This is a genomic window from Lachnoclostridium sp. MSJ-17, from assembly GCF_018918205.1.
Classification (GTDB): Bacteria; Bacillota; Clostridia; order Oscillospirales; family Acutalibacteraceae; genus Ruminococcoides.
The window spans coordinates 1-14,006 of sequence record NZ_JAHLQB010000079.1 but is presented as its reverse complement, the minus strand read 5'-3'; the positions used below and the strand labels follow the sequence as shown (position 1 = coordinate 14,006).

The following is a 14,006-nucleotide window of genomic DNA, read 5'->3' as shown; positions in this document are numbered from 1 at the left end:
TAACAAAAGCCGCCGGGAATACTCTCGGCGGCAAATTATTTTATTATTTGTCGGCTGCTTACATCTCGGTTACGATCTCGTTGATAGTCTTTCCGGGCGGAATCATCGGGAGAACGTTGTCATCGGGGCTGATGACGCAGTCGATGACTACAGGGCCGTTAAGCTCCATAGCCTTGCGGATAGCCGGCTCGATTTCGGTGTCAAGCTTGACTCTCATTCCTGTTACGCCGAACGCCTCGGCGAGCTTTACGAAGTCCGTAGCCCTGTGAGGGTCGGTCTGCGAGAAACGGCTGCCGTAAAACAGCTTCTGCCACTGTCTTACCATGCCGAGCACGGAGTTGTTCATCACGAGCACGATGACGGGCAGATTGTACGACTTGAGGGTGACGAGCTCGTTGAGGTTCATGTGGAAGCTGCCGTCGCCCGTAAAGAGGAATACGCGCTTATCGGGATTCGCGATCTGCGCGCCGATCGAAGCGCCCATACCGAAGCCCATGGTGCCCATGCCGCCCGAGGTGAGCAGAGTGCGCTGACTCTCGATTTTCGCGAACTGCGCGACCCACATCTGGTGCTGACCTACGTCGGTGGCAATGATATCCTCGTCGCCCTTGAGCCTGTTGACTACATTTATAATGTCCTGCGGCTGCGGATATTTGTCGTTGTAAAGCTCTACGTTGTCGAAGTGGTGCTTCCAGACCTCGATCTGTTCGAGCCATTCGGAGTGCTTCTGCTGCTCCATGCCCGCAGTGAGAGCGATAAGGCTCTGCTTGAGGTCGCCGAGGACGTAGTCGTCGACGTGTACGTTCTTGTTAATCTCGCGCTCGTCGATCTCGAGCTGGACGATCTTAGCCTGCTCGCCGAAGCGCTCTCTGTCGCCCGCGACTCTGTCGGAAAAACGCGCGCCGCAGGAAATCATGAGGTCGCACTCGGCGGTGACCATGCCGGTCTCGTAGCCGCCGTGCATGCCGATGTTGCCGACGCAGAGACGGTGCGACGCGGGAATAGCGCCGAGAGCCATGAGCGAGCAGCATACCGGAGCGTCGATCAGCTCTGCAAACGCGATGAACTCCTCGCAGGCGTCCGCGCTGAGAATGCCGCCGCCCGCGTAAATCATCGGACGCTCGGCGTTTGCGATAAGCTTCTGGATCCTGCGGATGCTTTCGGGATTCTTTATTTCGATAAGCTCGGGAGGAATAGGCTCCGCGGACTCGTATTCGGCGGTCTGAGCGGTCAGGTTCTTGGGCACGTCGAGGAGAACGGGACCCTTTCTGCCGTGGTTCGCAAGGGCAAACGCCTTGCGGATAGTCGGAGCCAGATCCTCAACGCGCTCGACAAGGAAGCTCGCCTTGGTGATAGGCTTGACGATGTTTACTATGTCTACCTCCTGGAAGCTGTCGCGGCCGAGCTGGTCGGTGTTGACGTTGGCGGTGATAGCGACCATCGGGATAGAGTCGATATTCGCGGTCGCAAGACCCGTCACGATATTCGTAGCTCCGGGACCCGAGGTGGTGAGCACAACTCCGGTTTTGCCTGTCGAACGGGCGTAGCCGTCAGCCGCGTGTGAAGCGCCCTGCTCGTGGGCGGTGAGGATATGACGGATTTTGTCGCTGTATTTATAGAGCGCGTCGTATGTATTGAGAGCCGCGCCGCCGGGATAGCCGAACACGGTGTCTACGCCGTGCTCGAGCAGACATTCGCAGATGATTTCCGCGCCTGTTAACTTCATAGATATAACCCCTTATTAATTCTATTTAACGATTACCCTTTATTTTACCGCATTAAAGCGCTGATGTCAAGTGTGACAGAGGGCAGATTCACGGTGTTTTTAAGGTTTTGCGGCAAAAAAGGAACGCGGGCACTGCTCGCGCTCCTTTTGGAATCATAAATCAATAATCAAAAACTCGCAGCTTATAGGCTTGAGGTACAGCTTGTGGTTCTCGAGCCTTGAGCCGAAGAACGCCTGCGCGTTGGAATATCCCGGCGGAGTCTCCAGAACCATCTCCTCCTCGGACATGTTGTACACGCAGTAAATCGCGGTTTCATGGTCGTGACGGACATAGGCGAGACGCTTGCCCTGAGCGTGGGCGTTTATGAAATCGCCGTCCCAGAGAGCCGAACAGCTCGCTCTGAGCTTGCCCAGACGCGCGTGGTACTCGACCATTTCCTTGTCCTCCTTGCCCCACGGATAGCAGCAGCGGTTGAACGGGTCCTTGTAGCCCTCCATACCTGCCTCGTCGCCGTAGTAAACGCACGGGAAGCCGGGGAGTGTGTACTGCATAGCGGCGGCGATCTTGAGCAGCTTCAAACCGCGCTCCCTCTGTTCGGGAGTCATCTTTGTATGCGCCTGCCACTCTCTGTCGCGTCCGTTGAGCGGCTCTCCCGCGAGAAGGGTGAGGATTCTCTCGGTGTCGTGGGTAGACAGGGAGTTCATCAGTACACGCAGCACAGGCCGGGGGTAGTTCTCGATGACGCTCATGATAGTCGCCATGGTATAGCGCGCGTCCTGTCCGCGGCAGAAGTCGATGATAGCTCCGCGGAAAACGTAGTTCATAACGGAGTCGAGCTGGTAGCCGAGCAGGAACTTGCGCCTTGCGCCGTAGCTCTCCTTGTTGCTCGCGTCCTCCCAGACCTCGCCGATAACTATCGCCTCGGGATTCTCAGCCTTTACGCTGTTTCGAAGGTTCTCGAGGAACTCGTCGGGCAGCTCGTCGGCGACGTCAAGTCTCCAGCCTGAATTGCCCATGCGCATGTATTTGCGGACGATGCCGTTTTCTCCGTTGATGTATTCATTGAACTCGGGCGAGGTCTCGATAACCTCGGGCAGGGTATAGAAGCCCCACCAGCTATGATAGTTATCGGGCCATTCGTAGAACTTGTACCAGCTGCGGTACGGAGAATCGGGGTCGCGGTAAGCGCCGCCGTCGCCGTAGCGTCCCGAGCGGTTGAAGTAGACGCTGTCCGAGCCTGTGTGTGAGTAAACGCCGTCGTTTATGACGTGGATACCCCTCTCCTTAGCCTTCGCGCACAGCTCCCTGAAATCGTCCTCGGTGCCGAGGATAGGGTCAATGTGAGAATAGTCGCCCGTGTCGTAGCGGTGGTTGGAGTACGCCTCGACGATAGGGTTGAGATAAATACAGCTCACGCCGAGGCTCTCGAGATAGTCGAGCTTTTCGGTGATGCCCTTGAGGTCGCCCATAAAGAAGTCGGAGTTGGTGATCTCACCGTTCTCGTTGGGCTGCCATACCGGAAGCGAGTACCAGTCCTTGTTGCGGGTAAAATCCTTGCGCTTGAGCTTCTTCTCCTCGCCGCTGAAATAAAAACGGTCGGGAAAGATCTGATACATTACGCCGCCGACAGGCCACTTCGGAGTCTCAAAGCCCTTTTTGTAGCAGGTGAGCTGCCAGCTTCTGCCGGGCGAATCCTCGATAGTGCTGATTTTGTACGCGTCGGCAGGCTGTAAATAGCGGTTTCCGTTGGGCGTCTGCAAGCGGAAGCTGTACCAATAAAGACCCACGCGGTCGGGAGTATATTCGCACTCCCAGATTTCGGTAACGTCATCAAACGCGCCGCACCAGATAAGCTTGATGTATTCCCAGTTGTAGTCGTAGTCGTATTTGACGCAAAGCTCGGTGTACTTCGAGCGTTCGGCGCGCGGCAGAAGCACGCGGAAACGCACGGTAGTGTCCTGCTCCACGGCTCCGAACGGCGAGCGGTAGAACGTTTTTTGCGAGTCAAACGGTGTAGGCATAAAGTCCCTCCTCTTTTTGCCGTACAATTGCACATATATATTTTATTTTAACATATTACAACAGAGAATTCAACACCAAATTAACATTCAGTCGCTCAAAAGCTCAATATGACAGCCATGTAACTTGTCAATACAAAGAGGGCATGATATAATTATTATGTATTCTTATATCTTACGGGAGCGTGGTACTGTGAAAAAAAGAGTAAGCGTCCAGATCGACGGCAGAAGCTACATTGTCATCACCGAGGACGACGAGGAATACGTAAAGGGAATAGCGGCGGAGGTTTCGGAAGGTCTGCTCAAAGCGTCCCGTTCCGCCAAAAACCTCGACGTGCGCGACTGCGCGATCCTTGTAGCCCTCGACTGCTGCGACGACAGTAAAAAAGAAAAGCGCCGCAACAAGGAGTTGGTCGTCAAGGCTGATCAGATAATGCAGCACACCAACGAGCTCAACAAGAAATGCACGGACTACAAGAGCATGCTCACCGACGCTATCAACGAGAACACACGCCTGAGCAAGCGGATACGCGCCCTTGAGGATCAGCTGCGCGTGCTCAGCAAGGACAACGAGCGCCTTAAAAAGTTCGAGCCTAAGAAAACCGACGCAGAAAAGCAGTTCGAGAAAACCGTTCAGGAAAAGCGCGCGGAAAGGCTGATGGGCTATGTGCCGATGGAGCAGGGCTCGCTCTTTGACCTCGAGGAAGCTCAGCCCGAGCCGCAGCCGCAGAAGCCGGTGAACGCATCGGATTACGCGAAGAATAACAAGAAGAAAAAGCATGGGAAGCATTGAGATTTTAGCGCCCGCGGGCAGTATGGAGAGCGTCATTGCCGCCGTCCGTTCGGGCGCGGACGCGGTTTATGTGGGAGAAAAGCAGTTCTCCGCCCGTTCGTCGGCGCATAATTTCGACCCCGACGAGCTAAAAAAAGCCGTCGCCTACTGTCACATCCACGGCGTGAAGCTTTACGTTACGCTCAACACCATCGTTTTTGACGACGAGTTCGAAAGCCTCGCAGAAGCGGTAAAAATCGCCGCCGAAGCCGACGCGGACGCGCTTATTGTCCAGAACATGGGCGTCGCACGCCTTGCCCGCGAAATCGCACCCGACCTTCCGCTGCACGCCTCGACCCAGATGAGCGTCCACACGCCCTCGGGAGTCAGAGCGCTGTACGAAATGGACTTCAAACGAGTTGTGCTCTCGCGCGAGATGAGCCGCGAAGAAATAAAGGAATGCGCGAAAATCCCGATAGAGCTTGAGGTTTTCGTCCACGGGGCGCTGTGCATGAGCGTGTCGGGTCAGTGCTATTTCTCGGCGATGCTCGGCTCGCGCAGCGGCAACCGCGGCGGCTGCGCACAGACCTGCCGCCTGCCGTTTTCGGTTCAGGGACAGCGCGACGGCCACGCGCTCAGCTTAAAGGACAACAGCCTGATTCCCCGGCTCGGCGAATTGGAGGAAATCGGCGTGTACTCCGCGAAAATCGAGGGCAGAATGAAGCGCCCCGAGTACGTCGCGGCGGCTGTACGCGCGTGCAAAGAACAGCGTGATCTCGGCTTCGTCACGGACGCGACTGCTGAGATGCTGCGCGGTGTTTTTTCGCGCACGGGATTTACCGACGGTTATTTCAACGGCAAAATCGGAAAGGAAATGTTCGGCACCCGCACAAAGGACGACGTCGTTTCGGCTGACGGAAAGCTCCTCTCGTCAATCCGCGAGGGCTATCGCAGCGAGGTCAGGGACGTGGATATCACAGCCTCGTTCTCGGCGCGGGCAGGCAAACCCGCCTCTCTCACCGTGACCGACGGCGCGCTCGTCGTCACAAAAAACACCGAGATCAACTGCGAAGCCGCGCAGAATGTCGCGCTGTCCGAAGACAAGTGCCGCGCTCAGCTGACAAAGACCGGCGGCACGGCGTATAACGTGTCGCGGCTCGACCTCGACATAGGCGAAAACACCAGCCTGCCGCTGTCGGCGCTCAATCAGCTGAGGCGCGACGTGCTCGGTGAGCTTGACCGCAGGCGCAGCGTACACCACAGCTACAAAATCAATCCGCCGAAAAAATTTGACTTCACTCCCTACCGCCCCCAAAAATCCGAAAAGCGCGCGAGGGTCACCGGCACTAAGCTCGGCGCGGCATTCAGGGAGTTTGATTTGGTTTTCGTGCCGCTTTTCGCCGACACAGGAGAGCTTGAGCGGCTGAAAAACGAGGGTTTTAAAATCGGCGTTGAAATTCCGCGCGGAATGTTCGGGCGCGAGGAGTCGATCGTAAACCAACTGAAAAAAGTCCGGGCTATCGGCATCGAACACGCGCTCTGCGGCAACCTCGGCGCGGTGTACCTCGCAAAGCAGGAGAGCTTCACCGTTCACGGCGGCTTCGGGCTGAACCTCGTCAACACCTACGATCTGCTCTGGGCTGAGGAGTACGGTATAAATGACGTTGAACTGAGCTTTGAGCTTACATTTGCGCGGATAAACCGCCTCGGCGGAGCTATACCGAGGGGTATAATCAGCCGCGGTCACCTGCCCGTCATGCTCTGCCGCGCCTGTCCGAACAGGAGCGCGGGTATAAGCTGTAAATCCTGCAAGAATCAAAGTAAAATGACGGACAGAAAAGGCAAACGCTTTTATCTGAAATGCGGCGGAGGATGTACTGAGATACTCAATTGCGTGCCTCTTTATATTGCTCCGGAGGAAATTTCAAGTCTTGCCGCCAACTTTGACATTTGGCGGTTCAGTGTGGAAAACTATGTGGAAAAAGTGGAAACAACCGCCGATTTTAACCGCTTTTCGATGTTGAAAGATAATTTTACACGCGGATTGTACCGCCGCGGTGTGGAATGATATGTGTAAATTGTGAAATGTTAAAATAATTTTTTAACGGAAAAATAAAATTTTCTCCTTTCGAAATATGAGGATTTTTAATTTCCTTATGATAATTTCCTTTTCGAAAAATAAATCTCACAAAAATCAAATTTATGCAGGAAACTGCTCAAAATGAAGGATGGTTAATATGGAACTCAAAATCAGAAAGCTCAGAGAGGGCGCGAAAATCCCTCAGAGAGCCACCTCGGGCTCTGCCGGAATGGACCTTTACGCCTGTATTGACGAGCCGATCACCCTCGCTCCAGGACAGCTTGCGATAGTGCCTACAGGCATTGCGATCGAGCTGCCTGACAACTGCTGCGCGGCGTTTCTCTACGCGAGAAGCGGACTCGGCGTCAAGCACGGCATCTGCCTTTCGAACGGCGTCGGCGTAATCGACAGCGACTACCGCGGCGAGGTCTGCGCGGGACTTTGCAACGTCTCCGATAAGCCCTATGTGATCGAACCGAATGAGCGCGTGGCTCAGATGGTCATCGCGCCGGTGTTCACACCCGACATCACGGAGGTCGACGAGCTCGGCGACACAAAACGCGGCTCCGGCGGCTTCGGCTCGACGGGACGCAGCTGAAATAAATTTTTTCGGGGAGCGAAAGCTCCCTTTTCTTTTTGCTCCGTAAAAACGACAAATAATACGCGCGCGGCGGTGTAAAATAAACCCGGTATCCTTATTTTGAGGGAGTGTAAGAATGTTTTCATTTTCAAAGGACGTCGGAATCGACCTCGGCACCGCGAATACTCTCGTCTGCATGCGCGGACGCGGGATCATACTGCGCGAGCCGTCGGTAGTCGCGATAGACTCGCGCGACGGAAATGTGCTTGCGGCAGGCACGCCTGCCCGCGAGATGATAGGCAGAACGCCCGCGAACGTAAGCGCGCTCCGTCCGCTCAGGGACGGGGTCATCGCCGACTTTGACATCACCGCCAAAATGCTGCAGCACTTTCTGCGCAAGGCGGTCAGAACAGGGCTGTTTGTAAAGCCGAGGGTAGTGATATGCCTGCCGACGGGAGTCACGGAGGTCGAGCGCAAAGCAGTCGAGGACGCGGCGTATCAGGCGGGAGCAAAACCGCCTGTGACGCTTATTGAGGAGCCGATGGCGGCGGCGATGGGCGCGGGTTTGCCGGTGGACGAGCCTGTAGGCAGCATGGTCGCGGACATCGGCGGCGGTACGAGCGAGGTAGCGGTGATATCTCTCGGCGGGATAGTTTCGTCCTGCTCCGTGCGCGTAGGCGGCGACTGTCTGGACGAGGCGGTCATCCGCCATGTAAAACAAAGCTATAGCCTGCTTATCGGTGAGCGCACTGCCGAGGACGTAAAAATCCGGATAGGCACGGCGTTCCCCGTCGGCGAGAACGAGGAGATGACCGTCAAGGGCAGGAGCCTTTCGGACGGGCTGCCTAAAGACGTGACGCTCACGTCGGACGAGGTCAGGGACGCGCTGTACCCGCAGCTCGAAAAAATCATCGACGCGATAAAATCCACGCTCGAACAGACTCCGCCCGAGCTTTCGGCGGACATCATCGACCACGGCATAACCCTCACGGGCGGCGGCGCGCTCCTGAGAGGAATCGATCTGCTCGTGGCACAGCAAACGGGTCTGACGGTACACATCGCCCAGAAGCCGCTCGACTGCGTAGCCGACGGCGCGGGAAAAAAGCTCGGCGGCAGCCGCGCTCCGCGGCTCAAACGGCTGTCCCGATGACGAGCCGCCGCAAAAACAGACGGGCGCTGCTTTTCACCCTGCTCGCGGTGCTGCTGACGGGCATTCTGTCATTTGGCGACGATTCGCCGCTGCGAAGCGCGTGGAGCGCGGTAACCGGCGGTATCTTCAACCTGAGCGCCAACGCCGCGGCGCAGCTTGATTCTCCGTCAACAGAGGAGCTGCTCGACGAAAACAACCGTCTGAAATCCGAAAACGCCGCTCTGCAAAAAGCCCTCGCCGACAGTCTTGAGCTGAAGGACGAGAACAGAACGCTGTGGAGCTATTTCGGGTTAAAGAAAAACGCGCCCGGCTTGGAGCTCAAGCCCGCCTTTGTTTCGCGGCGCGCTCCGACCGACGACTTCGGCGGCTTTAGTCTCGGCGCAGGCTCTGACCTCGGCGTAAGAACCGGCGACGCGGTCATCTGCGAAAGCGGACTCGTCGGCAGGGTCATATCAACGGACTCTTTTTCGTGCCGCGTCGCGACCCTCCTCTCGCCCGGGACAAGGGTAGCGGCGATTGACGGCGAGACCTCGGACAGCGGCATCGTCGAAGGGCATGACGGCAGTCTTGTGATGACTCAGCTCTCCGAAAGCAGCCGCGTAAAGACAGGCGACATGATTCTCACCTCTGGCGACGGCGGGGTATATCCGCCGCGGATAATCATAGGCAGAGTCGCAGAGCTGAAAACCGACCCGTCCGACGCGTCGTCATTCGCGGTTCTCGAGCCCGCCGCCGATTTTGAAGCGCTCACAGAGGCGGCGGTCGTCATTTCGTTCACGGAGAAAGGAGTGGTCGGGTCTGAATAGGAGCATACTCCGCGCGGTGCTTGTATCACTCGAGCTGTCCGCGCTGTACATTCTGGAAAACACGCCGGGGCTGATACCCGCGGCAGGCGGCGCAAAGCCGCTTTTTCTCGTTGCGGCGGCAATGTCGCTCACGTCGGACGAGGTCGCTGCCGCGACTGTTTACGGTGCCGTCTGCGGCGCTCTGACCGACCTCGAATCAGGCGGCGTAGGATTCTTCGCGGTAACGCTTGCCCTGCTGTGTTACTTTCAGTCGACGCTGCTTCATACGTCCTTCCGCCGCAATCTTCCGTCGGTCTGGCTGCTCTCGCTCGGGGCAGCGGCGGCGGTTTTTTCGGCTGATTTCATATTGCGGCTGTTTTTTGGCACGGCAATGTGGCAGCGCTGCCTTATCCGCGCGGCGCTGACGTATCTTGCATTCCTGCCGCTGTCGGTGATCAATTTCAGGAGAACGGACGATGAAAACTAAGGCTCACACCTTCTGCGTAATATTTTTGTCGATGCTTTTTGCGGTGTTCGTGTCGCGGCTCGCGGACTGGCAGCTCGTTCACGGGGAAGAATACCGCGAGCTGGCGGCAAAGGCGGGAACCGTCAGCGTAGCGACCGAGGCTGTGCGCGGAGAGATACTCGACCGCAGCGGAAAAGGTCTTGTAACAAACACGTCGCGTCATAAAATCGTGATCGACAAGTCAAAAACAGACGACGGCACGATTCTCAGGCTGATCGACATCATCAAAAGCTGCGGCGACAAATGGAACAGCGACCTGCCAAACGGCGGCTCCTTCACGCTCGCGGATGACGTGAGCCGCAGGTGCGTCAGCGCCGTCAGCGAGCAGACTCAGGGCATTGACGGTGTCGAGGTACAGACTTACCACGTCCGCTCGGCGGTTCAGCCTGAACTCGCTCCGCATATTCTCGGCTCCGTCGGCGCGATCTCCGCCGAGGAGTACGACGCGCTTTCAGACAAGGACTACAAGCTGACCGACAGCATCGGCAAGTCCGGTATAGAATCCGCTCTCGAGGAAGAGCTGCGTGGAAAAAGCGGCAGGCGCGTCATCTCGGGAAATTTCGACGACGGTATAAACGCCCGCCGCGGCAACACGGTGTGGCTGACCCTCGATTCAAATCTGCAAAAGGCGACTGCGGACGCCCTCGAAAAAAACGTTGCGGCGGCTCAGAACGCGGGCGCTAAAGACTGCGAGTCGGGCGCGGCGGTTATGCTTGACGTAAGCGATTTTTCCGTTCTCGCGGCAGCGAGCTTCCCGACCTACGACCTTAACCGCTACTCAGGCGACGGAGAATACTACCTCGGTCTTATTGAAAACAAGGCGGCTCCCCTGTTCAACCGCGCATGCTCGGGCAGCTTTGCCTGCGGATCGGTTTTCAAGCCCTGCGTGGCTCTCGCGGCGCTCGACAGCGGAGTTATCACTCCGAAAACCGAAATCTACTGCGCGCGGTATTACGACTACTACCCCTCGAACGTCGTTGCCTGCATGCACTACCACGGCAGCGAGAACCTGTTCACGGCTCTCGCGCACTCCTGCAACGTATTTTTTGCGGAAACGGGACGGCGGCTCGGGATAGAAAAGATGTCCGCCTTCGCCGCGAAAACGGGCTTGGGCGAATACACGGGGCTTGAGATCGAGGAGAGCCGCGGCGTTCTCGCGGGGCGCGACAGCGAAAGCTGGACGGACGGCAACACGGTTCAGGCGGCGATAGGTCAGTCGGACAACGCCTTCACTCCCATGCAGCTCGCGACATATACGGCGACCCTCGCCAACGGCGGCGCACGGCTGAAAACCCACCTTGTAAAGCAAATCACCGACTACAGCCGCAATGAGATAATCAGCAAAACCGAGCCGGAGGAAATCTGTGACCTCGGCGTGAAGCGGGAATACATCGACGATGTGAAAAACGCCATGCTCATGGTGACGCAGGACCCCGAGGGCACCGCGTACAGCGAGTTTTACGACTTCCCCGTAAGCGTCGGTGCAAAGACCGGCACGGCTGAAAACTCAGGCAGCGACCACGCGGCATTCGTATGCTTCGCCCCGTTTGAAAAGCCCGAGGTCGCCGCCGCGGTGATAATCGAGCACGGCGCAAACACTAAATTTGCCATGCGCACGGCTAAGGAAATGCTGAGCGCGTATTTTGAACTTTGATACTCCCTGCCTAATAACTAATAAGTCCCTGATTATCCGCCGACTTATTAAGCACTATGCCCAAAATAATATTATAAAATTTGTTTGAAAAAATCCTCAGCTTTTGTTGCTCTTTTGGAAATTTTGTGATAGAATAGACAAGAGGTATTGTAATTATGAACAATGTAATCGTTGTGGCGTCCGGAAAGGGCGGCACAGGCAAGTCGACCGTGTGTATCTGTCTTTCGGTTTCCCTTGTCAAGCAGGGCAAAAGAGTGCTGCTGATTGACTGCGACTGCGGAATGCGCGGACTTGACATTATGCTCGACATCGAGCAGGATATTCTCTTTGACGCGTCCGACGCCGTGTGCGGTAACTGCGCCTTCGGCGAGGCGGTCTACAAGAGCAAAAATAACGATAATCTCTTTTTGATGGCGGCTCCGTTCGACGCGGAGAACGAACTCAGCCCGTCGGTGTTCCGTCAGCTTGTGGACGCACTCAAGGGCGGCTTCGACTACGTGATAATCGACTCGCCCGCAGGCATCGGCTCAGGCTTTGTCACGGCGGCGGCTCCGGCTGACCGCGCCCTTATCGTAACAAACGCCGAACCGACGAGCGTTCGCGGCGCGGTAAAGGTAAGAAAGCGGCTCGAGGCTCTGGGCATTAACGACGCGCGTCTTGTTATCAACCGTTTTGACAAGCGCGTCTTTCGAAAGCTCGGCTTTTACCCCGACCTTGACGCGGTCATCGACGCGGCTCAGACAAGGCTTATCTCGCTTGTTCCGTTCGACATCAACATCTCCGTCGTCATGCAGAAGGGAGCAGCGGGAATCGAGAGCGGATCGTCGTTTTCACCGTTTGAAAGACTCGCGCAGCGCGTTGAGGGCGTGCCGAGTCCCCTTGTGCTGAAGGGAATGCTGTAATTCAGAAGTTTTTGATTTTAAGTAATCTGTAATGTTTGGAGGATTTTGGATATGAATATTGCGCTTATTGCTCACGACGAAAAGAAAGAATTGATGGTGCAGTTCTGCATCGCGTACTGCGGCGCGCTCAGCCGCAACAGCCTTTGCGCCACAGGCACAACGGGTAAAATGGTGTCCGAGGCGACCGGACTGACTATCCAAAAGTTCCTCGCGGGTTCTCAGGGCGGCAGCCAGCAGATCGCGGCGCGTATCGCCTGCAACGAGGTCGATATGCTCCTCTTCTTCCGCGACCCGCTCAGCCCCAAGCCCAACGAGCCCAACGATATGAATATGCTCAGGCTCTGCGATATGCATAACGTGCCTGTAGCCACAAACATCGCCACCGCCGAGGTTCTTATCCACGGTCTCGAGCGCGGCGACCTCGATTGGAGAAATATTCTCAAGTAAGCGCAGAGCTGCGCTTGTTTGCCATGCGGAAGGGCTTCTTCCGCGCAATGAGTAAGTTATTTCAGCGTCGGGCGGCGTAATGTCGCCCGATACTTATGTATATGGGACTTTGCAGCGGCGCACGGTTTGTGCGCCCTTGCGGGTTATATGGAGGTATATCATGGCATTAATCACAAAGAAAATCAAGGGCACCGAGGACGTGCTGCCAAAGCAAAGCTACCGCTGGCAGTTCATCGAGGGCATTATGCGCGAGGAAGCGAAGGCTTACGGCTTCAAGGAGATCCGCACTCCTGTCTTTGAGCACACCGAGCTTTTTGCCCGCGGCGTAGGTCAGACGACCGACGTCGTCCAGAAGGAAATGTACACCTTCGACACCAAGGGCGGCGAGAGCGTAACTCTCCGTCCCGAGGGTACGGCAGGCGCGGCGAGAGCGGTGCTCGAACACAACCTCGAAAACGACGGTCTGCCCATAAAGGCGAGCTACTTTGTTTCCTGTTACCGCTACGAGAAGCCTCAGGCGGGCAGACTCAGGGAGTTCCACCAGTTCGGTCTTGAGGAGTACGGCACACAGTCTCCTGTAGCAGACGCGGAGCTTATCTGCGCCGCTCAGTCGATTCTCGACAGACTCGGTCTCGACAATGTAAGGCTTGAAATCAACTCTATCGGCTGTCCCGAATGCCGCGCCAAGTACAACCAGGCGCTGCGCGACTACTTCGGCGGCTACCGCGACAGGCTCTGCAGCACCTGCCTGAGCCGCCTTGAAAAGAATCCGATGCGGCTCCTCGACTGCAAGAGCCCCGAGGACAAGGAAATCGCCAAGGACGCGCCAAAAATCACCGACTACCTCTGCGAGGAGTGCGAAGCGCACTTTGAGGAGGTCAAAAAATACCTCGGCTGCGCGGGCGTTGAATTCACCGTCAACCCCACTATCGTGCGCGGACTCGACTACTACACAAAAACGGTCTTTGAGTTCGTCACCGACTGCATAGGCGCTCAGGGCACCGTATGCGGCGGCGGCAGATACGACGGACTTATGGAGGAGCTCGGCGGAAAGCACACGCCGTCGCTGGGCTTTGCGATGGGTCTTGAAAGACTGCTGATGGTCATGGACGCTCAGGGCATCGAAATTCCCGACACCGACTCCTGCGCTCTGTACATCGCCACAATGGGCGACAGCGCAAAGGCAAAGGCGTTTGAGCTGCTCAAGCGCGTGCGCGAGTGCGGACTGACCGCTGAAACCGACGTCGTCGGCAGAGGACTCCGCGCCCAGATGAAGTACGCCGACAAGATAGGCGCGCGTTACTCAATGGTTCTCGGCGACAACGAGATCACCGAAAACAAGGCGAGGGTCAAGAATATGGAGAG

At 56.6% G+C, this 14,006-nt stretch carries 12 protein-coding genes; 10 read left to right on the top strand and 2 right to left on the bottom strand.

Annotated elements, in window-relative coordinates:
* Positions 1–58 precede the first annotated feature (58 nt).
* Positions 59–1,726 (bottom strand): biosynthetic-type acetolactate synthase large subunit, encoded by a 1,668-nt coding sequence (ilvB, locus tag KQI64_RS06595; RefSeq protein WP_216523920.1) that lies wholly within the window; start codon positions 1,724–1,726, stop codon positions 59–61.
* Between the two features lie 153 nt (positions 1,727–1,879).
* Complete coding sequence (locus tag KQI64_RS06590; RefSeq protein WP_216523919.1) at positions 1,880–3,748, bottom strand: glycoside hydrolase family 13 protein; 1,869 nt, start codon at positions 3,746–3,748, stop codon at positions 1,880–1,882.
* A 190-nt stretch (positions 3,749–3,938) separates the two neighbouring features.
* Here KQI64_RS06590 and KQI64_RS06585 point away from each other — a divergent pair, with 190 nt between their 5' ends.
* From KQI64_RS06585 to hisS, 10 genes are all read left to right on the top strand, one after another.
* Positions 3,939–4,538, top strand: coding sequence for a cell division protein ZapA (locus KQI64_RS06585; RefSeq protein ID WP_216523918.1), 600 nt, complete (start codon positions 3,939–3,941; stop codon positions 4,536–4,538).
* Positions 4,525–6,585 carry a peptidase U32 family protein gene (locus KQI64_RS06580; protein WP_216523917.1) on the top strand — a complete coding sequence of 687 codons (2,061 nt, stop codon included), beginning with the start codon at positions 4,525–4,527 and terminating at the stop codon, positions 6,583–6,585. The genes KQI64_RS06585 and KQI64_RS06580 overlap by 14 nt, the downstream gene beginning before the upstream one ends.
* Before the next feature lie 169 nt (positions 6,586–6,754).
* Entirely contained in the window at positions 6,755–7,195 is a 441-nt protein-coding gene (gene dut, locus KQI64_RS06575; RefSeq protein WP_216523916.1) for a dUTP diphosphatase, read from the top strand.
* Between the two features lie 118 nt (positions 7,196–7,313).
* Positions 7,314–8,327, top strand: a complete 1,014-nt coding sequence (locus tag KQI64_RS06570) for a rod shape-determining protein (RefSeq protein WP_216523915.1) — start codon at positions 7,314–7,316, stop codon at positions 8,325–8,327.
* Complete coding sequence (gene mreC, locus KQI64_RS06565; RefSeq protein WP_216523914.1) at positions 8,324–9,133, top strand: rod shape-determining protein MreC; 810 nt, start codon at positions 8,324–8,326, stop codon at positions 9,131–9,133. Before KQI64_RS06570 ends, mreC begins: the two co-directional genes overlap by 4 nt.
* Positions 9,134–9,149: 16 nt before the next feature.
* Entirely contained in the window at positions 9,150–9,599 is a 450-nt protein-coding gene (locus tag KQI64_RS06560; protein ID WP_216523913.1) for a hypothetical protein, read from the top strand.
* A complete protein-coding gene (locus KQI64_RS06555; RefSeq protein WP_216523912.1) occupies positions 9,589–11,292 on the top strand; it encodes a penicillin-binding transpeptidase domain-containing protein in 1,704 nt (567 codons plus the stop codon). The genes KQI64_RS06560 and KQI64_RS06555 overlap by 11 nt, the downstream gene beginning before the upstream one ends.
* A gap of 155 nt (positions 11,293–11,447) precedes the next feature.
* A complete protein-coding gene (locus KQI64_RS06550) occupies positions 11,448–12,194 on the top strand; it encodes a septum site-determining protein MinD (RefSeq protein ID WP_216523911.1) in 747 nt (248 codons plus the stop codon).
* 51 nt (positions 12,195–12,245) lie between these two features.
* A complete protein-coding gene (locus tag KQI64_RS06545) occupies positions 12,246–12,641 on the top strand; it encodes a methylglyoxal synthase (RefSeq protein ID WP_216523910.1) in 396 nt (131 codons plus the stop codon).
* A 160-nt stretch (positions 12,642–12,801) separates the two neighbouring features.
* Positions 12,802–14,006, top strand: a 1,205-nt coding sequence (hisS, locus tag KQI64_RS06540) for a histidine--tRNA ligase (RefSeq protein ID WP_216523909.1), incomplete at its 3' end; no start/stop codon positions are given.

Coding starts and splice junctions, on each gene's coding strand:
- KQI64_RS06570 (WP_216523915.1), top strand. CDS start 7,314: ATGTTTTCATTTTCAAAGGACGTCGGAATCGACCTCGGCACCGCGAAT.
- ilvB (WP_216523920.1), bottom strand. CDS start 1,726: ATGAAGTTAACAGGCGCGGAAATCATCTGCGAATGTCTGCTCGAGCAC.
- KQI64_RS06555 (WP_216523912.1), top strand. CDS start 9,589: ATGAAAACTAAGGCTCACACCTTCTGCGTAATATTTTTGTCGATGCTT.
- KQI64_RS06580 (WP_216523917.1), top strand. CDS start 4,525: ATGGGAAGCATTGAGATTTTAGCGCCCGCGGGCAGTATGGAGAGCGTC.
- KQI64_RS06550 (WP_216523911.1), top strand. CDS start 11,448: ATGAACAATGTAATCGTTGTGGCGTCCGGAAAGGGCGGCACAGGCAAG.
- dut (WP_216523916.1), top strand. CDS start 6,755: ATGGAACTCAAAATCAGAAAGCTCAGAGAGGGCGCGAAAATCCCTCAG.
- KQI64_RS06590 (WP_216523919.1), bottom strand. CDS start 3,748: ATGCCTACACCGTTTGACTCGCAAAAAACGTTCTACCGCTCGCCGTTC.
- KQI64_RS06545 (WP_216523910.1), top strand. CDS start 12,246: ATGAATATTGCGCTTATTGCTCACGACGAAAAGAAAGAATTGATGGTG.
- mreC (WP_216523914.1), top strand. CDS start 8,324: ATGACGAGCCGCCGCAAAAACAGACGGGCGCTGCTTTTCACCCTGCTC.